We start from the raw sequence: 22411 nt of genomic DNA on the forward strand, positions 1-22411 counted from the left end.
TTTAACCCCTGGCGAGAGTTAAGGAAGATACCTCTTCAGCCCCCGCTTCCCTCAAAAGCTTTGCCGCCTGCCTCAAGGTCGTTCCCGTCGTATAAATATCATCAAATAGTAAAATGGATTTACCATTCAGATCGGATCTAACCAACTGAAAAACCTGTTTCTGACGAAGACGGTCCTTCCTTGACTTTTTCGACTGTTTTTCAGAATGCAGTCGTGTGAGTATGTTGGAGGGACGGACCCCTGCTTCCTCCAATAGAGCGGTAGATTGGTTGAATCCTCTCTCATAAAGACGTTCATCACTTAGGGGAATGGGAATGATGAGGTCATATTCCATTTTAGTGAGATAGGTTTTAATAGTATGTGAGAAGGCTCTTGCCAACACGTAGTCCCCCCGATACTTATACTTTGCCAGATACTCTTTAAGAAAGTCATTATAACGATATAATGAAAAATTCTGATGTAAAATCCCTTTCCACTCAGGATCCACTTCCCATCGATGACAGTCCAGGCACACGTCGCCCTTAATTAATTGCGGAGCCAGATCATCTAATGACCGGGAGCACCCCAAACAACGCTTCCCTTCTATCTTCACCAGTTGTTTATCACACGCATAACACAGAAATTGAGGTTCCCTGTAAAACAACCCTCTCCAGGACATGATCTCGTCCAGTTTATCATCACAAATCAAACAGTTATTAACCATTAAGCAATCCTCTTTTCCCTGCTTCTTTATTCATCTGATCAATATGAAGAAGAGCTTTGATCATTTCACCCGTTCGACCGTAATGAAAATAGATAATGTCTCCTTTTGGATAGTCAGCACTGCGCCCTACTCTTCCAGCGATTTGCACGAGGGCGCTTTCCGTAAAAATCTTTTCTTCTGCCCCAAGGACGGCAACATCAATGTCCGGAATCGTCACACCCCGCTCTAAAATGGTGGTGGTTAATAGAATCGGAGTCTCTTTGTTTCTCATTTTCAATACCTTCTCTTTTCGGTCAGGATCTTCAGCATGGACAGACTCGATAAGAGGATTCATTTCTTGAAATAACGGCAGGGCTTTTTCCATAAGTTCGACAGTCGGGAAGAATATGAGGGCTTGTTTGGATTGCTGGAGTTTTGATAATGTCCATTTTTTCAAAGGATGTGGGATTCGATTTTTCTTCAAAGACTTTTTCCAAAGACCACACCATACAAACTTCGGGAGAGGGATGGGATGGCGGTGGAAACGGGCCGGGATCTGGATAAAGGAGCGCTTTCCTGCTGCACATTGCTTCTGTGTATTTCGATCAGGAGTAGCTGTAAGGTAGATAATCGAGGACTGAGACTTACGAGCTTTTTCCACTGCCCATTGCAGGGAAGAATCATAGGAGTAAGGAAAGGCGTCGACTTCATCAATGATCATTACATCGAAGGCGTCATGGAATCGGTACAATTGGTGGGTGGTGGATAGAACAAGCTGGCCATAGGTGTTCCGTTCTTCCGAGCCTCCATAAAGGGTTGTCACCCCAGTTTCAGGGAACACCTTTTTAATCCGTGGAGACAATTCAAGGATGACATCCGTTCGAGGTGCGGCAATGCACACCCGTTTATTCTCACTGAGAGCTTCATGAATTCCCTCAAAGAGGATCTCTGTCTTTCCAGCCCCGCACACCGCCCAAACAAGCAAGTCATTCCTCTCTTTAACAGCCAAAACCATTTGCTCTGAAGCTGTCTTTTGTGCTTCTGATAGAGTGCCGGACCAATTGAAAGTGGAAGTCACTTCTGACGCTGGCGCGGGTCCTTTCCATGTTATGAGTGGTGTGCACTCCGATACCCTGCCCATCATGATGCAGTTACGGCAGTAGGTGCACGGGGTGTGGCATCTGGAGCAGGAAAATGAAGCGAATAGATGGGGGCTGGTATTTCCACAACGGTGGCAACAGCTTTTTTCCACACCTTTTTGATAGGATACAAAGCCATTCACGTAGTGATCTTGAAGGGTGTCGATTGAAAACGGGAGCTCGTCCAGTAGCAATGAACGTCCGCTAAGAAAGGATTGAAGCTCTGGAGAAAAACGAAATGACAGGTTGAGAGGTTGAGGTGGAAGGAAAGGGAATGCTGATATCCTTTGTAGAACGGGGGTTTCATGTTCTATAAGGGGTTCTGGTATTAACCCATTATCTGCAAAAGCAAAGCGCAAAAACATCACTCCTTATCTCGGATAGTGATGTATTCTACATAAAGGGATGAAAATCCTGCCTAATAAAAATGGTGCCCGGCACAAAAACGTTGTTTTGTGCCGGGCACCGGGGAGTTAGGGATTGTACCTGATACATGATGACCAAATTGTACCTGGTACAAATCGTGGGAAATGTACCAGGTACAATCAAAACTATCGACTCATCTTCCGAGCCCATCCCATCCCCATCGATCCCTCACCTAAATGAGTACCGATCACAGGACCGAAAATACTAACATTGAACTCCACATTCGGATACTTCTCTTGAAGCTCGTTCTTCCACTCAATCGCATCTTCTTCACGATTCGCATGGATAATCGAAGCTTGAAACTCTTCTCCTGAAGCGACTGCTTCTTCAAGCAAAGACTCCACCCGCTTCAACGCTTTCTTCTTCGTACGGATTTTTTCAAACGGAACAATCACTTTATCAACAAAATGAAGCAATGGTTTCACCTGCAAAAGGCTTCCGATGATCGCCTGAGCTTGCGATAGCCTTCCTCCGCGCTGCAAGTGAGCAAGGTCATCAACCATGAAGTATGCCTGTACCGATTGCTTCATTTCATCCAATAGCGCAACGATTTCTTCAGCCGTTTTCCCTTCACGGCCAAGTTTGGCCCCTTCAATGGCATAGAAGCCCTGGATCATGCAGCTGATTTCCGAGTCATAGGGGTACACTTTAATACCCTCGACCATTTCCCCAGCTTGTACGGCACCTTGATACGTTCCGCTGATTCCACTGGATAGATGGATGGAAATGACGGCGTCGTAGTCCTTTGAAAGCTTATCGAATAGCTCGACGAACTTTCCGACTGGAGGCTGTGAAGTGGTTGGAAGCTTTTCCTGTGTGCTGACCTCTTCATAAAATTCACTTGCCGTAATATCAACTTCTTCTTGATAGGTTTCTCCTCCGAAAATGACGCTGAGAGGGATCATATGTATGTTCAGTTGATCACGCAATTCTTTCGGGATGTAGGCGGTACTATCCGTTACAATTGCCGTTTTCATAGAATTACCATCCTTATTGTTTATTTTTATAGCCCGTGCTGCGAGCTTGTCTAGTCTACCTTATGTATCCTTTTCATTTTATATGAAAACAAGTTGGTTTGCATTAGTTTCTCGGGAGTTTCGGCTCATCAAAACGAAACAAACGTTTGTTTAAGACTCTGAGCCCATATGGTACAAGGGGTCCCATGTCCTAATCAAACGTTTGTTTAAAGGTCTTACCTCGTGCCAACAGGCAATGAGGAGACAATTTTTTTCGATTTTCTTGACGATAGGAATACTCCTGCAAAAATGATGAGTAATCCTAATATCAGGTTATGCGTGACAGGTTCCCTCAGAAGAACGAACCCCCAAATCATCGCAGTACCCGGGATCAAGTACGTCACTGTCGAAGCAAATTCCGGACTTCCATTCGTCATGATATAGAAATAAAGAAGCGTTGCTACTCCTGATCCTAAACAGCCTAACCCTACTATCCCCAGGAGGACCTCTCCTGTTAACAAATCTCCAATTGAGATCGGATTGGTCAACATCATTCCCACAAAACCTACCGCTGCACCTATCAACAGTTGGAATGTAGAAATGACAACCACACTCGTTCCCGCCAGAAATTTTTTCGTGAACTGCGAAGCAAAAGCGTAGCTCATCGTCGCAAGCACCATCGTCCCCACCCCTACAAAATCAGAAGTAAAGATCCCGCTCACCTCGAAATTCATCAGGACAAGTATTCCTATAAACCCAACGACAATTCCAATCCATTGAAACCCGGTCAGTATGACAGAGAAAAATAAAAATCCTGCCAGCCCCGTCCAAATCGGTGTGGTCGCATTTAAAATGGAGGCCGTATTACTATTAATCTGTGTTTCACTTAGCGCGATCAGGGTCCAGGGTAACGCGGCATTACCAATCCCGACAACAAACAGCTTCCACATGGGGAGGGATTTCCTCTCCCCTTTTTTTCTCTGTATGAAAAAGATGGGAAGAAGCACAAGCGCCCCGGCTAAACAGCGTAAGAAGACCGTTCCCCACACACCAACTGGATCAACCAGCCACTTGATAAAAACGAACGACATCCCCCAAATGAGACTTAAGCCAATTAATGCTATATATAATCTGGCCAATTTGCTTCCTCCTCCCTAAATTGTATACTTTAATAGTTAAATAGACGTTATAGCATATTTTGTTAGTTCTATCCTAACTTACTTTGCTTAAGATGGGAACATTCTTTTTTTCATATTTTTGACCTATAATAAAGCATTCTTTTCCAATTAATGAGGTTCATTCGAAGGGGATTCACATCTGCCAACTGAAACCATTTAACTTTCATGGGTTTTCGTCATATAATGGTGGGGTAGGATTTAACTTAGAGAAGACGAAAATTACTTTATAGGACTGATATAGAATGTACAATAAGGAAAAAGTGTTTGAAGAATTATCAAAGGTGATGCATTCTGACAATATCAAACGTGATGAATTGTTACGAGAGCATCTGTACACGAAGTTAGGCGGAAGAGCTGATTTCTTCTTAACGCCAACCACTTATGAAGAAGTTCAAAATATCGTGAAGCTGTCAAATGAAGTGGATGTCCCATTTACCTTGTTAGGTAACGGATCGAATTTGATTGTAAAAGATGGTGGAATTCGTGGAATTGTTCTTCATCTGAAAAACTTTAAAGACATCAAAACGACGGATCAACTGATTGTCGCTCAAAGTGGTGCAGCCATCATTGATGTATCGAGACGCGCGTTAGCTGAGAAATTATCAGGACTTGAATTCGCCTGTGGGATTCCAGGTACCGTTGGTGGCGCACTATTCATGAATGCAGGGGCTTATGGCGGAGAAATTAAAGATGTACTGGATTATTGCCATGTCGTCGACCGGGAAGGGAACCTGGTAAAACGTACAGCCGCAGAATTAGAGCTTGATTACCGTCACAGCAATATTTCTGAAAAAGGCGATATTGTACTGGAAGCGACCTTCAGTTTAAAGCCTGGCGACTACGAAGAGATCAAGGCCGTTATGGATGATCTCACAGATAAACGGGAATCGAAGCAGCCACTAGAATACCCATCTTGCGGAAGTGTCTTCAAACGACCACCCGGATATTTCGCAGGTAAGCTTATTCAGGACAGTGAGCTTCAAGGAACGAACTTTGGCGGCGCTGAAGTCTCCACGAAGCATGCCGGTTTCATCGTGAATAAAGACAATGCGACAGCCTCTGATTATATTTCACTCATTGAACACGTTCAAAAAACAGTGAAAGAAAAATTTGATGTGGAGCTTGAACGGGAAGTTCGCATCATCGGAGAAGATCTGGAATAAAAAGTCAGGAATCATTGGATTCCTGACTTTTTTATAGGTTAATTTAAACATAAAAAAACAGTCTAAATAAATTTAGACTGAGCAGAGACTAAATTTCCATTTTTTTAAGGAACCATTAGCTATCTTTTTTTGGCAACAGGGGCGGGCTTGGTTCTGCGAAACTCTCTCAATCTTGTGATTTGGGATTGAGATACCTTCGCATCCAGTTCATAAGCTTCTCGAGCCTTAAAATAGAGTAGCGACACAACTAATGCCCTCCTTTGAAAAATATTAGTTTCTTTTTACCCGAAAAATTCTAGATAAAACCAAATTCAGTGAAAAATTTCATATTAATCATCACATTAGAAATTATAGTTCCATAGTACCCTCCATTCTCCTTCTTCTATGGCTACAAAACAGGTTTGTGTGATCATCATTTCACCAAACTGACTATCAAAATACAAGTTCACTTCCGCTTTTCGGACATTTTTAAATTGAAGCCCTTCTTCGTTAAACGTAAACTCCTTCTCCTTTTCAATACTGCCGACCTCCACCTCAAACTCATCGACCCCCATATGTCCCATGAATACATGGTTTTTCGTCTGGATATATGAGGATTTGGGGAACTTATTTTGCATTTCTGAATGGAACAACTCCCATGCGTTACCGAAGTCACCGTCTTTTTCAAAATTGTAAAATTCTTCGATCACTTCTTCGGGTGTATCAGGTTCCTTGGTTTTTCCAATAAACATAAACAGAGCCACAACAAGCAAAATGACAACAATTGCTCCGATAAATAGAGGAACCGGGCTTTTCCTTCTCATACATCCAACACTCCTCATCTATAATCATGCTTATGAAGGACATGTTAAATGTATGAAACAGAAATATTATGACAGCGTCTTGAGGTATAATTGCTCTTTCTTATCAGTCAGAAAAGTCTTATGTTCATCATTTCCAAGCATCTCAAACATCATGATTGATTTTTCTATATAAGAAAATGCTTGTTCGTAGTTCTCTTTCAGCTCGAAATTGTAGCTTAAATGATAATGTAGTTGTGCTAAACCATATAAGTGTTCCTCTTCAATGCACCACTTGATTGCTTCCCTGCAATGTTCAATCGACTCTCTGTACTTCCCTAATCTTGTCAATACCCTTGCTTTATTATAAAGCAATCGGGTTTTAATTGATTTATCGCTTAGTTGTCCAGTAGTATGGATAGCATCCCTAACTTGATCATAATATTGAAGAGCTTTGACATAATCTTCTGTCCCTACATAAAAACCTCCGATGGTTAGGAGAATCTCCATTTCCCTTTCCGAAAGCGCTTTTTTACTGTCTCCCGTAAGAGAAAAGGCTTCATTTAACAGTTGAACGGCTTCATCCTGATTATTTTCAATCTCAAATATATAGATTCCCTTGTGCCAATAAAGGAGTTGAAGGTTTTCCCTTTCTTTAAAAAGTGGATTGTTTTCTTCTGCTCTCACCAATTCGATCATTTCTTTATATCTGTGTTTTTTTCTTAAGTGACGCAATTGGCGCTCAACTTCCTTTATGTAGTCCAGACGGGGGGTTGTTCCTATCTCAAAGAAATAATTCACATCCACGCCCAGCTTTTTGGAAATTTGATAAAGTGAAGTGGCATTGGGATAGATGTCTCCCTTTTCAATCCGACTGATAAGTGCCTGTGTACATATCCCTTCTCCTAATTCTCCTTGAGTTATACCAACAACCTGACGTAGCTCCTTTATCTTTTTACCAATGATGGAGTAATCCACGAGCCCTGCCTCCCTAGAAGTACTATTAGTAAGAAAGTGATTAAGCCTGAAATTCATTTTCGATCTTTTCTTTTATTTTTTCTATATTCCCTTTGATGAAATTGGATAACTTCAGGTTGTATTGTATATCAAAAAGCATCGCTGCTTTATCTAGATAAGGCAACGCTTCCTGATATCTCTCTTGCAACTCCAGGTTATACCCAATATGATAATTTAATTGCGCGAATCCATATAAAGTTTCTTCTTGAATAATCCACCGAATACCTTCTTCACAATACTGGATAGACTCATGATAGTTTCCGAGCCTCGTCAATACCCTGGCGATGTTATATAAGAGCCTCGTTTTAATGGACTTGTCGTGAAGTTGGTCGTTATATGTTAAAGCATCATTTACACCTTGATAAATTTCTATTGCCCGATCATAATTATGACGACTGAATTCCAGTATCCCCATACTGATAAAAATATTCATTTCACGCTCAGACATGGCCTTTTTCTTATTATATGTCAGGGAGAGTGCCTTCTCTAAAATACTCAAGGCTTCCTCTTTGTTTTGATCGACCTCATTCACATATATTCCCCTATGCCAGTAGAGAAGCTGAAGGTTTGTTTCATCTTTTAGAAATAAAGGATTCTTCTCTTCTGTTTGAACGATCTCGATGATTTCATCATATTTCAATTTCACTCTTAACTTCTTTAGTTGACGTTCAACTTCTTTTACATATTCAAGGCGGGGAGTCGTACCAATCTCGAAAAAGTAATTCACATCGACACCAAGTTTCTTGGAAATTTGAAATAGAGACGTAGCACTCGGATAAATATCCCCTTTTTCTATTCGACTAATCAGGGCTTGAGTACAAATTCCGTCTGCCAGTTCACCCTGAGTCAAACCCACGACTTTCCTCAACTCTTTGATCTTTTTACCGATGACAGAATAGTCCAAAAACCCACCTCCGAAAAATATTAATATTTTTATATTTTAACAGGAAACATGCAAATTTTTTAGGTATATCCGCTTATATTTCATCTTAAGGTTAATAATCGCCAATACATGCATTTAAAATCTATGTTTTAATATATTTAACGACAAATTACAATACCTTTTGATGGCACTTCTCCTTGTGGGAAGTGCTCTTTTTTTTTAGACACTTAGCGACAAGCAAAAATATTAATATTTTTATATTAATATAGAAAAAGAAGATATTCGTAAGAAACTCCTCCATTTTTCAAGGAGAATCGTTCTACATCCATAATTCAAAGTTATTCTATTTATGTTTTAATTATCTTAACGACAAATTACAATACCTTTGGACAGCACTTCTCTTTATGGGAAGTGCTCTTTTTTTAGGGACGGACCTCTACTTTCTTTCATAGAGTTCTAAGGGGAGACCATCCGGATCTTCGAAAAAAGTGAATCGTTTATGAGTGTAAGGGTCTATTCGTATCTCCTCCGTTTCAATACCTTCTTTTTTAAGAAGTCTTACAGTCTCTTCAATATCCTCTACTTCCAATGCTAAATGACGCAACCCTCGTGCTTCTGGATAACTTGGACGTGCTGGAGCAGCGGGAAAGGAGAATAGCTCGATAACATATTCCCCATTCAACGCGAGGTCCATCTTGTAAGAATTCCTCTCTTCTCTGTAAACCTCTTGTATGACCTCAAAGCCCAGTTTGTTGACATAGAAGTTTTTTGATCTATTATAATCAGAGCAGATGATAGCAATGTGATGTATTTTTCTAAAGTTCATATGGTGACAGGCACCTCCTGTATTTTATTAAAAAGAAAAAGAAGCAGTTACATAAACTGCTTCTTTCCGACAACCAATTATTTCATCGCATCCGTCAAGACAGGTACGATCTGTTTCTTACGTGATACAACGCCTTTTAACAGCGCTGTATTGTTTTCAAGTGTAACATTAAATGCTTTTTCCACTTCAGCAGCTTTACTTCCTAGAGCCAATGCCGTTGAGTCATTTTCCAGGATGTCAGTCACAACAAGCAGGAAAAGATCAAGTCCTTTTTCTTTGATCAGCGTTTCCATGGCAGCTTCGACTTCTGCCTGACGTCCGAATACGTCATTCACATCGACGACGTTGATTTGTGCTACTTCTACCTTCGCGTTACCCATTGAGAATTCTTTCGCATCAAGGGTTACAAGCTCCGCCACTGATTTGGTGCTCATGTTCGCACCGGCTTTCAACATTTCCAATCCGTACACTTGAGCATCAACTCCAGCAATTTCAGCCAATTCGTTCGCTGCTGCTACGTCCTCGTCCGTGCAAGTTGGGGATTTGAATAATAGAGAGTCAGAAATGATTGCTGAAAGCATTAATCCAGCCATTTCCTTCGTTACCTCTACTCCCTTTTCCTTGTAGATCTTGTTTAAGATTGTCGCTGTACATCCAACCGGCTCTGCACGGTAGTATAAAGGATCTGCCGTTTCGAAGTTGGCGATACGGTGGTGGTCGATCACTTCAAGAACGCGTACTTCTTCGATATCTTCCGCACTCTGCTGGCGCTCGTTGTGGTCAACAAGGATAACCGTATCCGTTTCACCGGCAACCTTTTCAACCAAACGAGGTGCGTCAACGTTAAAATAATCAAGGGCATATTGTGTTTCACCGTTCACGTCACCTAGGCGTACTGGCTCCACGTCCATACCGATTTTTGTCTTCAAATCAGCATATACAAGTGCTGATGTAATCGTATCTGTATCTGGATTTTTGTGTCCGAAAATAAGTGTTTTACTCATCATCATTCTCCTAACTCTATGTAATGGTGATCATTGATTTCTCTCTATACATTTTCTTATATTACCATATTTAAAAGCAAAACCGTATCCGTTGGGAAAGATTTTTTCCAATGATTATGAAGGCAATATTCCCAAATTCTGTGTTATACTATGGGGACAAGGAGGTGATAAATAGTATGGATCAGGTATTACAAGCCATAAGAGAGTTGCAAGGGCAAATGACACGGTTTGAAGAAAATATGAATGCACGTATGACGAAATTAGAAACTCGGATGGATAAGCTTGAAAGCCGAATGGGTGGGCTAGAAACACGCATGGACAAGCTCGAATCCAGAATGACCCTCCTCGAAGAAAATCAGCAAGATACCCTGGATAACATCACGATTCTGGTAAAGGAAAACTGGGATCACAAAAAAGATCTCCCTAAAGTAAAACGACGGGTGGGGATGGAGCAATAACCTCAGAACCTTTCACTCCCACTCTTTCCTCATGGATAAACTCCATCATTAATCGCCAACTGTAAAAAAATATATATCGGGCACCACCATATACCTGACCACTTTTCAATCAATCTCCCTCATTAATTCCTTCCCAATTTCATCTTCATATTCCTCATACAGAGGATTAAGCTTCTTCAACCATTCTTCTTTTTCCGAATTCAACAGAATGTGGATATCCAAATCAGTATTTCTCTTTAATTCACGCATATGGTCATCGTTGATTTCAATCGAATGCCTGCGAATCCACTCCGTCGTTTGCTTCATCGCTTCTTCAATTTCTACCCGGTACTCTTCAGGTAACTCATCCCAAAATTCTTCGTTCATTAATACAACATAGCCTAAGTAAGTATGGTTGCTGACTGTAAGATACGATTGATGGTCATAAAGCTTTTTTGAGTAAATATTCGAAATGGTATTTTCCTGTCCATCTATAAATCCTACTTCTAAGTTCTCGTATGTTTTATTAAAAGGCAGGTGACTTACAGCAGCCCCCATCCTTTGATATTGATCTTTTATCACTTCACCCGGCATTGTTCGGAAGTGGATCCGATTGAAATCACCCGGTCTGATCAAAGGTCGCTGGCTATTGGTGATTTGTTTAAATCCGTTATACCAAAAGGTAATTCCTTTCACGTTTTCTTGTTTTTCTACCTTTTTAAGTAATACCTCTCCTATATTCCCCTCGAATGCCCGTTGAACATCGTCATAACTATTAAACGCAAAGGGTAAATCGAACACACTATACGCTGGAACATAGGCAGAGACTTTAGACGTGGCAGGGATAATCATTTGAACATTATTATTTTTAAGGGCATTCCATTCACTGATATCCGAATAGAGCGAGCCGTTCGGGTAGATTTCAACCTTCACTTTTCCCTTGGTATTCTTTTCTACCAGTGCTTTAAAACGCCTGATTGCTTTTCCTTTCGGTGTGTTCTCAGAAACAACATGACTGACTTTAATGACGATAGCATCTTTCAGCTTTTCTTGATCGTCATCATATTCCGGGGAAAAGCCGGCCTGAGAATGAAAGCCAACAAAATAGGCTGTAGCAATTCCTGTTAAAATGAACAACCCTATAATGAAAAATGTTCTCATTAATTGGACCTCCCCTCTCTCCGTTCTACTAAAAATGGTACAATAACTTTGAATGAAGAGGAAGGAATATTCAGAATGAATCGAAAACAAATGCCCATCCGGTGGAAAATGACGATATTGTCCTTTGGTGTAGTCCTGTTTGCGCTCATCATTGGATTTATAATATTTGTAGGAAAAGCGATTGAAATGAAGAAAGAAGAGTTAGGAAATCAGGCACTTATTACGGCCAGAACAGTAGCGAACCTGCCTACCGTTCAAAGCCATTTAGAAGAACTTCGGGGATGGGGTGAAATCCAGCCCATTGTAGAAAATATCAGGACTGTAAATGGCTCTGACTACATCGTCGTCCTCAATATGAACCGGATCCGATACTCACACCCGTCCGATGAGCAGCTTGGAACCATCTCTGCAGGAAAGGATGAAGGCCCTGCTTTTGCCGAGCATAGTTATGTGACGACAGCTAAGGGGGAAATCGGTACGGCGGTCAGGGGATTCGTTCCGATCATGAACAATCAGCACCAACAAATCGGTGTGGTCATTGTAGGCATACTGCTCCCCTCTACACTCGATATAATGAGGAATCTTCAAAATGAACTTATCATTATAGGTGCGATCACTCTCCTGTTCGGCATCATAGGTTCATGGTTATTAGCAAGACAAATAAAGAAAGATACCTTTCAGTTGGAACCTTATGAAATTGGAAAACTCCTGGTGGAAAGGACCGCTACTTTTCAAGCCATGAATGAAGGCATCATTGCCATTGATAATCAAAGAAGGATCACTGTCTTTAATGAGAAAGCCAAAGACATATTGGTGTTAAATGGAGACCCCACCGGAAAATCCATTCAAGAGGTACTTCCTTCTTCAAAATTACCGGACGTGTTACACAAGAAGGAACCGATTTATCATGAAGAAATGAGATTAGAGAACAAAATTGTACTAAGCACCAGGGTCCCCATCTTGGTAAACGGAAGCATTGTCGGGGCCGTCGCCGTGTTTCAGGATCGAACGGAGATGACTCAACTGGCAGAAGAGCTGACTGGAGTGAAGGAGTTCGTTGAGGCATTGAGGGTCCAAAACCATGAACACCAGAATAAATTACATACCGTTGCCGGTCTGATTCAATTAGAAGAAGGAGAGAAAGCCCTCAATTATATCTTTCAATCCTCTCAAGAAGAGGAACACCTTACCGCCACCCTGACCCGGCAAATCAAGCTTGATAGTTTGACAGGATTACTATTGGGCAAGATCAGGAGAGGAAATGAAATGGGGATAGAAGTAAAGATAGACCCCGACAGCTACCTTGAATCCCTCCCCCCTCTTCTCGATGAACATGATTTTGTCATCATCTTGGGTAACCTGATTGAAAATAGCTTTTATGCCCTGAAAGATTCGGGAGAATGTACCAAATTCATTCATATCTACTTAAAAGAAGACCCGGACACTTTTCATATTGAAATAGAAGATAATGGGGCAGGAATGACAGAAGAACAGCTTCCCCACTTATTTCAAAAAGGATACACTACCAAAGGAAAAGATGGCTCAGGCATCGGCCTCTACTTGATTCATAGCATTATAGAGAAAGCAGATGGTCATATTAAAGTGGATTCAACCCCGGGTGAAGGGACGATATTCCAACTCACTTTACCAATGGATGGAGGGAACATTCATGAAGGAACCGATTAACGTATTACTTATTGAAGACGATCCAATGGTTCAGGAAGTCAATCGAATGTTCATAGAACGTGTACCCGGCTTTACAGTGTGTGCCATAGCGGGGAATGGACAGGAAGGGGCGGAGAAGGTTTCTTTCTATCAGCCCGACCTTGTCCTCCTGGATAACTTTATGCCTAAACAAAATGGTCTTGAAACGTTACAAGCTTTCCGAAGTCATGATACAGACGTGGATGTGATTGTCATATCTGCTGCACAGGATAAAGAAACCATCAAAACGATGATGAGATTAGGAGTATTCGATTATATCATTAAGCCTTTTAAGTTTGAACGATTGAAACAAGCTCTTGAAAAGTACCAAATGTTCAAACAGCAAATGGCTGGAGAGGGATCCGTGGGGCAGCAGGAATTAGATCAGCTTCAGGGTGTTCCCTCTCCCATTGAATCCCCTTCAGTTAAGGAAGAATTACCTAAGGGATTGAACCAGCAAACGTTACAGCAGATCATACAATTTATAAAAGACCAGAAAAGCCCCTTATCAGCAGAAGAAACCGCTGAAGGAATCGGCATTGCCCGTGTAACAGCCCGAAGATATTTAGACTACTTACAGAAATCAGGACAGGTTCAAATCATGATTGAGTACGGCGGCATTGGACGCCCGATCAATCGATATCAATGGCAGTAAGTGAGAATGAGGACACTCCTCATTCTTTTTTTGTTTTCCTCAACTGCAATCCCGGACCAAAAAGACCAAAACGTCCTTTAAGTTCTAAATATTCTCATTTTTATATGTAAGCGTTACCATATTTAATAGGTAACTTAAAGGAGGACGAAACGATGAAAAGATTAAAATGGATTTCGATGGTAGCCATCATTTCATTACTATTGGCGGCATGTGGCAGTGATGGCGCAAACGGCGGCGATTCAAGCAGTGGCGATGATTCTTCCAGCCAATCAATCGTATTTGGTACAGGTGGGACGTCCGGAGCTTATTATGCGATTGGCGGATCATTAAAACCGATTTTCGAGGAAAGTGAATCGATCGGGAATGTAACAGTAGAATCGACAGGAGCTTCTGTAGCCAATATCCAGAACATTACAGACGGTCTTAATCAAATGGCAATTGTCATGAGCGATGTTGCATATGATGCCGTAGAAGGAAAGGGGCAGTTCGAAGCCAATAAGGTAGAGGTTCAGGCTCTTGCAGGCATGTACCAAAACGTTGTACAGGTAGTCGCTATGTCTGATAGCGGAATTAAGAGTATTGAAGATTTAAAGGGTAAGAAAGTGGGAGTCGGTCAGGTAGGTTCCGGCGTGGAACAAAGCGCGAAGAAAGTATTGGAAGCGGCCGGTTTATCGTATGATGACCTTGAAAAAGTCACCCACACAGGGTACGCGGATTCTGTTCAGGAAATGAAAAATGGCACACTTGATGCTGCATTCTTCACTTCAGGTGTACCGAACAGTAATATTACAGACCTTATGCAGCAAAATGATGTATCGTTTGTTGAAATCAAAGGAGATCTTGCTGATAAGCTAATGGAGAAATATCCCTTCTATAAAACATTTACGATTGAGTCAGGAGACGAAGCAAAATATAACCTGGATTCAAAGGTTGAAACCGTCGGGATTCAAAATATGCTGGTTGTATCGAAGGATGTAAGTGAAGACACAGTATACGACTTAACAAAACGTTATTACGACTACTTAGGAACAGACGCAGTTGCGGTTGCACCGCTTAAAGAAGTGAACCGGGATGAAATGGCGAAGGGCCTCATTGCTCCCCTGCACCCGGGGGCGAAGAAGTTTTATGAAGAAAAAGGATTACTGGAATAATAGAGAAAGGGCATCAATCCTGGTGCCCTTTTCATTCTATCTATGAGAAAAAGAATTCTGGGCTTCTCCGCCCTGCTCCTTCTTACCCTTCTCGCCATTGTCCCGATGAACACGATCGTCTTATCCTATGAGAATAAAAATATAGTAGTGCAGCCTGTTTTCAACCAAAAGGAAGTTTCCATCCGCTGGACACATTCTGTTGAAAAAGAAGATTGGGAAGAATTTTTCCACATTAAAGATAATACCATCAACTTGACCTCCACCCGTTTCAAAACGTTTGGTGCCGGTGTCCCGGATAACGCAGGCGAAGACACCTATATCAAAGATGGCTGGGTGTATATGACGAATATCCATCAACCGACTGGAACCTCATTGCGCTTCCAGACAGGTAAGAATACGAATCATCGAATTTCATTAAATGCACGAACTCTAGTACTTGATTCTCAGCGGTCCTACCAATTATCCGTGGGGTCCGTCCCTATGTATGAACTGATTTATATGATTGTTAAAGATTAAGCGAGGTGACTCATGATGAGAAAACAAAAGAACACATCTGTGGAAGAGTTGGACCGGGAGGGAAATACGAGAAGCCAGTACCCCAAGGTGATCGGTCTATTTATTTTAGTAGTGGCAGCCGGGATTGCACTCTTCCACTTATACACGTCTTATGCAGGGGCATTAGTTGATGTAAAGCAGCGAAGCATCCACTTATATGGCTTAATGGCCATTGGATTTATCCTGTACCCTTTTATTAGTAAAAAGAAAGGCCTCCCTGTTCCATTTTATGACTATATCTTAAGCGCGTTGTCCTTATTCGTTGGCATTTATATGTTATTCAGTGCGGAGCGCATCATTAAAATGGGGGGACAAATCAACGATACCGATTTCATCGTCGGAATACTCGTCATTGTTCTTCTTCTCGAACTGACAAGGCGTGTGACAGGCTGGGGCTTGACCCTCCTTGCCCTTGGATTTTTAATCTATGGCCTCTATGTAAAGCTGGCCATCTATCCGGAATTGAATTCTCAAATCACATTGACTGTGACAAAGAAAATGATTTCCCAGCTTGTTTACATCACGGAAGGGATCCTCGGTACAGCGATCGGCGTATCGGCAAGCTACATCATTCTCTTTATCTTGTTTGGAGCATTCCTTAGCCGCTCCGGCATGGGCAAATTATTTAATGACCTGGCACTGGCAGTTGCAGGACACACAAAAGGCGGTCCTGCTAAAGTTGCCGTGATCGCCAGTGGCTTTCTCGGTTCCATTAATGGTTCGGCTGTTGCCAATGTCGTGACAACCGGGGCTTTCACCATTCCATTGATGAAAAAAATCGGCTATAAGAAAGAATTTGCAGGGGCGGTCGAATCAGCGGCAAGTGTCGGCGGTCAGATCCTTCCTCCAATCATGGGCGCAGCCGCCTTCATTATGGCAGAGAATCTGAATATTCCTTATACCAAAGTGATCATGGCAGGTATCATCCCTGCACTGCTATTCTACATCGGCATCCTGCTTCAGGTGCACTTTAGAGCTTCCAAGCGCGGATTGCACGGAGTACCGAAGTCAGAGTTGCCGTCCGTGAAAGCAGTGCTTGCCGAAAGAGGACATTTAATCATCCCGATGGTGATTCTCCTGTACTTATTATTCTCAGGAAAAACACCATTCTACGCTGCTTTCTGGTCGATTTTGGCAACGATTATCATTTCCGGTTCGAAGCAGGTTCTGACGTTATCAACCGTGCTAGGAGTATTTTTCATTTTCCAACCACAGGTCAATGGCCTCCTTTCAGGAGAAGGCATCCCTCCCCTGAAAAACGGATGGTGGGAACTTCTGTTGATTGTGGTGATTCCATTAGTCATCAATCTCGTTAGGAAAACAAAAAACCTGGAAGCCGAAGAAATAGGGTTAAAGGATTGCGTACAAGCATTGGAAGAAGGAGCGAAAACGACGATTCCGGTTGCAGTCGCCTGCGGTGCTGTTGGAATTGTTGTCGGAGTTGCTTCACTGACTGGAGTTGCACTGGAGCTCGCAAACAGTATTGTCGGTATTGGTGAAATGATCGACAGCCCGCTCCTTCAGCTCGTCATTACGTTACTGCTGACAATGGTTACTTCCATCGTGCTTGGAATGGGCTTACCAAGTATCCCAACCTATATCATCACGAGCACCATGGCAGCACCGATCCTTTTACAGCTGCCACTGTTCCGTGAATTGGCCGGGTCGACGGAAACGGCCGTGTTTGTTGCTCATATGTTTGTATTCTACTTTGGAATCTTTGCGAATATCACGCCGCCTGTCGCCCTGGCAGCCTTTGCCGGAGCAGGCATCAGTGGCGGTGATCCGACTAAGACCGGATTCCAGGCGATGAGACTTGCCATTGCAGGATTTATCGTTCCGTTCATGTTTGTGTTTTCCCACGAAATGCTTATGGTGGACGCATCTGTTACTAGTATTCTTGTCCTGACCGTTACATCTGTTATCGGAGTGTTCCTGTTGTCGGTTTCCATCGAGGGCTATTTCAAGAAGAAAATCCCTGTCAGTATGCGCTTGATAAGTGCAGCAGCCGCTTTTCTCCTGATCTATCCTGGCTGGATGACGGATATCATTGGCTTCACCGTCTTCGTCTTTGTTCTGTTTTGGAATTACCAAGGAAAGGGTAAACCGATGAATAAGGAGATCGATATTCCCAATTAAACGAGGTGGATTTTAATGGATTTTGGTTTAAAAAATAAAGCAGTGATCGTCACTGCTTCCAGTAAAGGATTAGGAAAAGCAACGGCACTCGAGCTTGCAAAAGAAGGAGCTCACGTGCTTATTTCCAGCCGAAATGAAGAAGAGCTTCAATCTACTGCAAAAGAGATCATTAAACTGTCAGGGAATCACCAAGTCTATTTTGCAACATGTGACATGACGAAACCAGCAGACATTCAAGCACTCGTTGAAACAGCGGTAAATAAACTCGGAGGAGTTGACATTCTCGTCAACAACACAGGAGGTCCACCTGCAGGGGGCTTCCAGCAATTCGATGATGAAGACTGGCAATATGCCTTTGAGCTTAACCTGCTTAGCTATATCCGTACCATCAGAGAGGTTATTCCCCATATGAAAAAGAATAAGGGCGGACGGATCGTCAATATCGCTTCTTCCTCCACGAAGCAGGCAATTGATGGTCTGATTCTATCCAACACCTTCAGAACGGGAATCGTCGGGTTATCAAAGAGCTTATCAAGGGAACTGGCCCAGGATCACATTCTCATCAACACGGTAGGTCCTGGTAGGATCGCAACAGAACGAGTGGCTCAGTTGGATCAATTAAACGCAGATAAACAAAATATTTCTATTGAGGAATTTAAGAAGCAAAGTGAAAAAGCTATTCCGATGGGAAGGTACGGCGAGCCTGAAGAATTTGCCCGGGCCATTACCTTCTTAGTTTCAGACGCCAACACTTATTTAACCGGTCAATCCCTTGTCGTTGATGGCGGATTGGTTACCGCACTATAAAAAACAAAGCCCCAATGGCTATTACCATTGGGGCTTTGCTTATTCTATTTATACAGTGACTTTCCCACCGTTAGGCTCGCAACCCGTCCGTATGATCATCTCAATGGTCTCATTCGACATATCCAAATGGGATACCCCGGTACCTTCCATCAGGTCTTGAGTATTGCGATCATCAAACGTCAACGCCCCTGCCAGATACACCTTGAACACATCAATCAAGCTATTAAGCTTTACTTCCTCTTCATCTAACTCATACTCACCCGTGTTTTCAACGACCGATAAGTTCTCAAATTGAAGTGCTTCTTTTAACATCTTCAAAAGCTCGATGTTCTCAGGAGGGTTCGAATTCGTAATATGATAGATTTTGTTCGCTTGGGCTTTTTCTGGTGCCAGGCTTAGAATGTCCGCCACATAATCCACGGGAACAAGATTGGAAGTACCGTTTTTCGCCGCCACGAGTCTGTAGGTCCGTTCTTCCCCCCGGCGTCTTGCAGTCTTACGTTTAAACACACCGAGAGCACGCATGAATCCGTATAGTGTGAATTGAGAGTCCGCTTCCCCCGTTTTAGAATCTCCTACAATAATAGCCGGGCGGAAAATGGACACATCCATTTTGTCTCGATAAGAAAAAACAAGATGCTCCGATTTCACTTTGCTTTCCTCGTATGGGTTATGGAATTCTCCCTCTGCCGGATAAAGCTCCTCCACCCCTTCTGCAAGCTTTCCGACCGTGTAAGCCGTACTCACATAATAAAACTTTTTCACTTGCAGAATGGAAGCCAATTCAAGGATATGCTTGGTCCCATCGTAATTAGCAGCAAACAGTTCATCACGCAATTCCAAATCAAATTTCACCAGGGCAGCGAGGTGATAAACCGCATCGATCTTCCCCGTTAACCACTCAAGATCATCCTTACTCAAGCCGGCATTTGGAATGGTGATATCCCCTTGGAAAATATGAATTCTCTTTTGCTCATCCATTTGAAAGGAGTCTCTTAATCTTTTAGCCTTCTCTACATTTCTTACTAGAATATAGACTTCGTTACGTTTATGTTGTAAAAGGTTCTTGATGAGCCTCCCACCAAGAAAACCTGTCGATCCCGTTAAAAACAAATTCAAATTGATCACTCCTGTTGAATTTCAACCTCTAGGGCCATTTTGTCTATCATAGCACATATTGAAAGCGGAATCGTGGTTAATGAGAGAGTTGGAACATGATGTCAAAATGAAACGGAGGGACGGACCTTCTATTCCAGATCCAGAGGTCCGTCCCTCTCAAATAAAAAAACGGTGAGCATATTCCTGCTCACCGTTTTTGGACTACCAGCTATCATAAAATCTTTTCGTCACTTCTACCGTATGCGTACTGCCTCCCGCTTCTTCTACGTCTTCAAGAAGCATAGCAAGCACCATTGTCGGGTCATTCTGGTCATAGGATACAAATAATCCATTTTCAGTCCCAGTTGTTCCCTGTTCGGCCTTGATCTCTGCCGTACCGGTTTTTCCGGCAATGGCTTTCCCTTTTACACTCGCTTTTCCGGCAATTCCTTCAGTGACTACTTTTCGCAGATCGGTCTTGAGCATATCTGCTTGCTCTTTCGACAGCAATTTTTCTTTCCACACTTCATGTTCCTCGTCCATTAAGAGTCTCGGCTGCATCATGTTTCCATCGTTGATGATTCCGCCATAGGCGCTGGCCAGGTGAACGATGCTCATGAGAACTTCCCCTTGACCAAAGGCTGAATCAGCCAGTTGGACTTCTTTTGAGATGGTTCCGTCGTTGGAGATTTGCGATTTATAAATTGGATAAGAAGATGGAATTTCCTCCCCAAAACCAAAGTCCTTCAAACCGGCAATAAAGGTTTCTGCCCCCATTTCCAACCCGACTCTTGCGAAATAAATATTATCCGAGAATTTCAACGCGCTTTCCAAGTCCACCTTACTCTCATTATCAAAGACACGGACGACTCGGTAATTTCCCCATGAGTCATCCTTTTGCCACTTCTTCCCCGTAATATCATAGATCTTATTGGGATCTAACTTTCCGGATTTCAATCCAACGGAAGCAGTAATGCCCTTCATGGTTGAACCAGGTGAATACGCAATGGGAAAACGATTTCGTAATGGCTTTTTAGGATCGTCCGCCAACTTTTTGTACTTTTCAGAGGACATGCCCAATACAAAATCATTCGGATCATAGGCTGGTGTACTGACCAGTGCCAATGCTTCACCGGTTTGAGGATTGAGGGCTGCCGCTGTCCCAGCTTCACTCATCATTTGTGCATAAAGCTTCTTTTGCATTTCGGCGTCGATGGTCAAAGTGATGTTTTTACCATCTTCCACCGGTTGTTCTGCAACGGTCACTACTTCCTCAGATTCTTCTTTCTTCAAGTAAATGCGCTGTCCGTCGTTTCCTTTTAATTGGTCCTCATATACTTCTTCAGCACCGCTGAGCCCCATCAATGATTGAGCTGTATAGCCTTCAGCTTTTAGTTTCTCCAGCTTTTCTGCTGTAAGTTTCCCTATATAACCAGTCAGGTGGGCGGTCGCTTCCCCATATGGGTATTCCCTTGCAGGCACCCGTTTAGAGTACAGACCTCCTAATTCAATAACTTCCAGAGCTAAAGGTCGTTCGCTGATAGCAATCTTTTTAATCGGCACAAAAAATTCCGGTTTCACCCAGCTCTGATCAAGCTTACCCTGAATCGATTCCGCTGACATATCAAGCAGGGATGAAAGCTTCTTTAAGTCACTCCCGTTAAACTCTTTCGGTACGATCCCCAATTCAAATGCTTCTCCATTCATCGCAAGGGGCTGTTGATTCCGGTCAAGTATATCCCCGCGCTTAGCGGCTATACTTTCCACTCCTACTTTATCTCCCTTTTCCATTTCCGGCAGGATAAAAGAAGGCTCCCAGTCTACAAACCAATTTTCATCTTCACCTTGTTTTTCTTTGGTTAAAGTGATTTCTTTATCATAGGACACCTTACCAGCCAAAGTGTTGAATGTGATTTTCAAAGGAAATCCCGCTTTTGTTTCCTTGTCCCAGTCCACTTCTTTTTCCGGCTTTTTAAAAGATACCTTTACATCCTTCACTTCTAAATCTTCATAGATGTCCTTGTATCTCGTGACGAAATCTTCTTTCTTAAACGACTCCTTAGTTGAAGAGTTTAGATACTCGTTGAACATACTTTCAAATTTTTCTTTATTCCAAAGATCCACGTATTCCTGCAAGCGATCATCAGGCTTTGGCTTCTCTTGACATCCGGCAACCAACAGACTGAAAGTGACAAAGAGACAAACCAGAATGACTTTTCTATACATATGTACCGACAACCCCTATATTAGACTTTTCATCTCACTTCTAATTCTTTCAAAAATAACAAATATTTTCAAATTTATTGTATCTATATGCTTGTATTTCTTAGTTATGATGATGACCTGAAAGGCAGCGGAATTTGTCGTAATTTGAATAGTGGCAGATATATTTGATATTTGGCAGATAAATTCATAAAATGGCACGCAAATCCGAAACACGGCAGATAAATCTCAAATATGGCATATTAGACTCCGCCAAAGTCGGTATGAGTACCAATCTCCCAGCCTAGAACCCAAAATCCACCACCTTTTCCTCACAATCCCCAGCTTTTCTCACCCATACATAATGCATTTCTTTAAAAATTTGTTATAATAGTACATCGTAAGAGTAATAAGGAACAGAATCCTAAGATTATATCTTGCAAATATAT

General features: G+C 42.3%; 20 protein-coding genes. 8 read left to right on the plus strand and 12 right to left on the minus strand.

The window, feature by feature from the left end; all coding sequences use genetic code 11:
- Position 1: 1 nt before the first annotated feature.
- From FZC88_RS14800 to FZC88_RS14815, 4 genes are all read right to left on the minus strand, one after another.
- Positions 2–703, minus strand: a complete 702-nt coding sequence (locus tag FZC88_RS14800) for a ComF family protein (RefSeq protein WP_148995445.1) — start codon at positions 701–703, stop codon at positions 2–4.
- Complete coding sequence (locus tag FZC88_RS14805) at positions 696–2180, minus strand: ATP-dependent helicase ComFA (RefSeq protein ID WP_262371874.1); 1485 nt, start codon at positions 2178–2180, stop codon at positions 696–698. The genes FZC88_RS14800 and FZC88_RS14805 overlap by 8 nt, the downstream gene beginning before the upstream one ends.
- 192 nt (positions 2181–2372) lie before the next feature.
- Positions 2373–3224, minus strand: a complete 852-nt coding sequence (locus FZC88_RS14810) for a DegV family protein (protein ID WP_148995447.1) — start codon at positions 3222–3224, stop codon at positions 2373–2375.
- 215 nt (positions 3225–3439) lie between these two features.
- Positions 3440–4342, minus strand: a complete 903-nt coding sequence (locus FZC88_RS14815; RefSeq protein WP_148995448.1) for a DMT family transporter — start codon at positions 4340–4342, stop codon at positions 3440–3442.
- Between the two features lie 281 nt (positions 4343–4623).
- On the opposite strand from FZC88_RS14815, the gene murB reads away from it, so the two are divergent.
- Entirely contained in the window at positions 4624–5544 is a 921-nt protein-coding gene (murB, locus tag FZC88_RS14820) for a UDP-N-acetylmuramate dehydrogenase (protein ID WP_148970291.1), read from the plus strand.
- 341 nt (positions 5545–5885) lie between these two features.
- On the opposite strand, the gene FZC88_RS14825 is transcribed toward murB, so the two are convergent.
- From FZC88_RS14825 to FZC88_RS14845, 5 genes are all read right to left on the minus strand, one after another.
- Complete coding sequence (locus tag FZC88_RS14825; protein ID WP_148995449.1) at positions 5886–6347, minus strand: hypothetical protein; 462 nt, start codon at positions 6345–6347, stop codon at positions 5886–5888.
- A 66-nt stretch (positions 6348–6413) separates the two neighbouring features.
- On the minus strand, positions 6414–7301 hold the full coding sequence (locus FZC88_RS14830) for a helix-turn-helix domain-containing protein (protein WP_187443644.1): 888 nt from the start codon (positions 7299–7301) through the stop codon (positions 6414–6416).
- 40 nt (positions 7302–7341) lie between these two features.
- Positions 7342–8244: a helix-turn-helix domain-containing protein gene (locus FZC88_RS14835; protein ID WP_148995451.1), complete on the minus strand. Its 903-nt coding sequence runs from the start codon at positions 8242–8244 to the stop codon at positions 7342–7344.
- 415 nt (positions 8245–8659) lie between these two features.
- Positions 8660–9049, minus strand: a complete 390-nt coding sequence (gloA2, locus tag FZC88_RS14840; protein WP_148995452.1) for an SMU1112c/YaeR family gloxylase I-like metalloprotein — start codon at positions 9047–9049, stop codon at positions 8660–8662.
- Positions 9050–9126: 77 nt separating this feature from the next.
- Complete coding sequence (locus FZC88_RS14845; RefSeq protein WP_148995453.1) at positions 9127–10053, minus strand: manganese-dependent inorganic pyrophosphatase; 927 nt, start codon at positions 10051–10053, stop codon at positions 9127–9129.
- Between the two features lie 176 nt (positions 10054–10229).
- Between FZC88_RS14845 and FZC88_RS14850 the strand changes: the two genes are divergently transcribed.
- Positions 10230–10511, plus strand: coding sequence for a hypothetical protein (locus FZC88_RS14850; RefSeq protein ID WP_187443645.1), 282 nt, complete (start codon positions 10230–10232; stop codon positions 10509–10511).
- Between the two features lie 105 nt (positions 10512–10616).
- Here FZC88_RS14850 and FZC88_RS14855 read toward each other — a convergent pair whose 3' ends face one another.
- Positions 10617–11651 (minus strand): DctP family TRAP transporter solute-binding subunit, encoded by a 1035-nt coding sequence (locus tag FZC88_RS14855; protein ID WP_148995455.1) that lies wholly within the window; start codon positions 11649–11651, stop codon positions 10617–10619.
- Positions 11652–11726: 75 nt separating this feature from the next.
- Between FZC88_RS14855 and FZC88_RS14860 the strand changes: the two genes are divergently transcribed.
- The 6 genes from FZC88_RS14860 (at position 11727) to FZC88_RS14885 (ending at position 18662) form a co-directional block, all read left to right on the plus strand.
- A complete protein-coding gene (locus FZC88_RS14860) occupies positions 11727–13337 on the plus strand; it encodes an ATP-binding protein (protein ID WP_148995456.1) in 1611 nt (536 codons plus the stop codon).
- Positions 13321–14010: a response regulator gene (locus tag FZC88_RS14865; protein WP_148995457.1), complete on the plus strand. Its 690-nt coding sequence runs from the start codon at positions 13321–13323 to the stop codon at positions 14008–14010. Before FZC88_RS14860 ends, FZC88_RS14865 begins: the two co-directional genes overlap by 17 nt.
- A gap of 152 nt (positions 14011–14162) precedes the next feature.
- The gene (locus FZC88_RS14870) at positions 14163–15161 is read left to right on the plus strand and encodes a TAXI family TRAP transporter solute-binding subunit (RefSeq protein WP_148995458.1); all 999 of its coding nucleotides are present in this window, start codon (positions 14163–14165) and stop codon (positions 15159–15161) included.
- Between the two features lie 42 nt (positions 15162–15203).
- Entirely contained in the window at positions 15204–15677 is a 474-nt protein-coding gene (locus tag FZC88_RS14875) for a DUF1850 domain-containing protein (RefSeq protein WP_222928946.1), read from the plus strand.
- Positions 15678–15692: 15 nt separating this feature from the next.
- Positions 15693–17855 (plus strand): TRAP transporter permease, encoded by a 2163-nt coding sequence (locus tag FZC88_RS14880; RefSeq protein WP_148995543.1) that lies wholly within the window; start codon positions 15693–15695, stop codon positions 17853–17855.
- A gap of 15 nt (positions 17856–17870) precedes the next feature.
- Entirely contained in the window at positions 17871–18662 is a 792-nt protein-coding gene (locus FZC88_RS14885) for an SDR family oxidoreductase (protein WP_148995459.1), read from the plus strand.
- A gap of 48 nt (positions 18663–18710) precedes the next feature.
- On the opposite strand, the gene FZC88_RS14890 is transcribed toward FZC88_RS14885, so the two are convergent.
- Together FZC88_RS14890 and FZC88_RS14895 are read right to left on the minus strand one after the other, a co-directional pair.
- Entirely contained in the window at positions 18711–19781 is a 1071-nt protein-coding gene (locus FZC88_RS14890) for an SDR family oxidoreductase (RefSeq protein WP_148995460.1), read from the minus strand.
- Positions 19782–19982: 201 nt separating this feature from the next.
- Positions 19983–21986, minus strand: a complete 2004-nt coding sequence (locus FZC88_RS14895) for a penicillin-binding transpeptidase domain-containing protein (RefSeq protein ID WP_148995461.1) — start codon at positions 21984–21986, stop codon at positions 19983–19985.
- Positions 21987–22411: the final 425 nt, after the last annotated feature.

This window comes from Rossellomorea aquimaris, from assembly GCF_008180865.1.
GTDB lineage: Bacteria > Bacillota > Bacilli > Bacillales > Bacillaceae_B > Rossellomorea > Rossellomorea yichunensis.

Coding starts and splice junctions, on each gene's coding strand:
- FZC88_RS14875 (WP_222928946.1), top strand. CDS start 15,204: ATGAGAAAAAGAATTCTGGGCTTCTCCGCCCTGCTCCTTCTTACCCTT.
- FZC88_RS14845 (WP_148995453.1), bottom strand. CDS start 10,053: ATGAGTAAAACACTTATTTTCGGACACAAAAATCCAGATACAGATACG.
- FZC88_RS14825 (WP_148995449.1), bottom strand. CDS start 6,347: ATGAGAAGGAAAAGCCCGGTTCCTCTATTTATCGGAGCAATTGTTGTC.
- gloA2 (WP_148995452.1), bottom strand. CDS start 9,049: ATGAACTTTAGAAAAATACATCACATTGCTATCATCTGCTCTGATTAT.
- FZC88_RS14860 (WP_148995456.1), top strand. CDS start 11,727: ATGAATCGAAAACAAATGCCCATCCGGTGGAAAATGACGATATTGTCC.
- FZC88_RS14850 (WP_187443645.1), top strand. CDS start 10,230: ATGGATCAGGTATTACAAGCCATAAGAGAGTTGCAAGGGCAAATGACA.
- FZC88_RS14855 (WP_148995455.1), bottom strand. CDS start 11,651: ATGAGAACATTTTTCATTATAGGGTTGTTCATTTTAACAGGAATTGCT.
- FZC88_RS14810 (WP_148995447.1), bottom strand. CDS start 3,224: ATGAAAACGGCAATTGTAACGGATAGTACCGCCTACATCCCGAAAGAA.
- FZC88_RS14870 (WP_148995458.1), top strand. CDS start 14,163: ATGAAAAGATTAAAATGGATTTCGATGGTAGCCATCATTTCATTACTA.
- FZC88_RS14865 (WP_148995457.1), top strand. CDS start 13,321: ATGAAGGAACCGATTAACGTATTACTTATTGAAGACGATCCAATGGTT.
- murB (WP_148970291.1), top strand. CDS start 4,624: ATGTACAATAAGGAAAAAGTGTTTGAAGAATTATCAAAGGTGATGCAT.
- FZC88_RS14800 (WP_148995445.1), bottom strand. CDS start 703: ATGGTTAATAACTGTTTGATTTGTGATGATAAACTGGACGAGATCATG.
- FZC88_RS14880 (WP_148995543.1), top strand. CDS start 15,693: ATGAGAAAACAAAAGAACACATCTGTGGAAGAGTTGGACCGGGAGGGA.
- FZC88_RS14895 (WP_148995461.1), bottom strand. CDS start 21,986: ATGTATAGAAAAGTCATTCTGGTTTGTCTCTTTGTCACTTTCAGTCTG.
- FZC88_RS14885 (WP_148995459.1), top strand. CDS start 17,871: ATGGATTTTGGTTTAAAAAATAAAGCAGTGATCGTCACTGCTTCCAGT.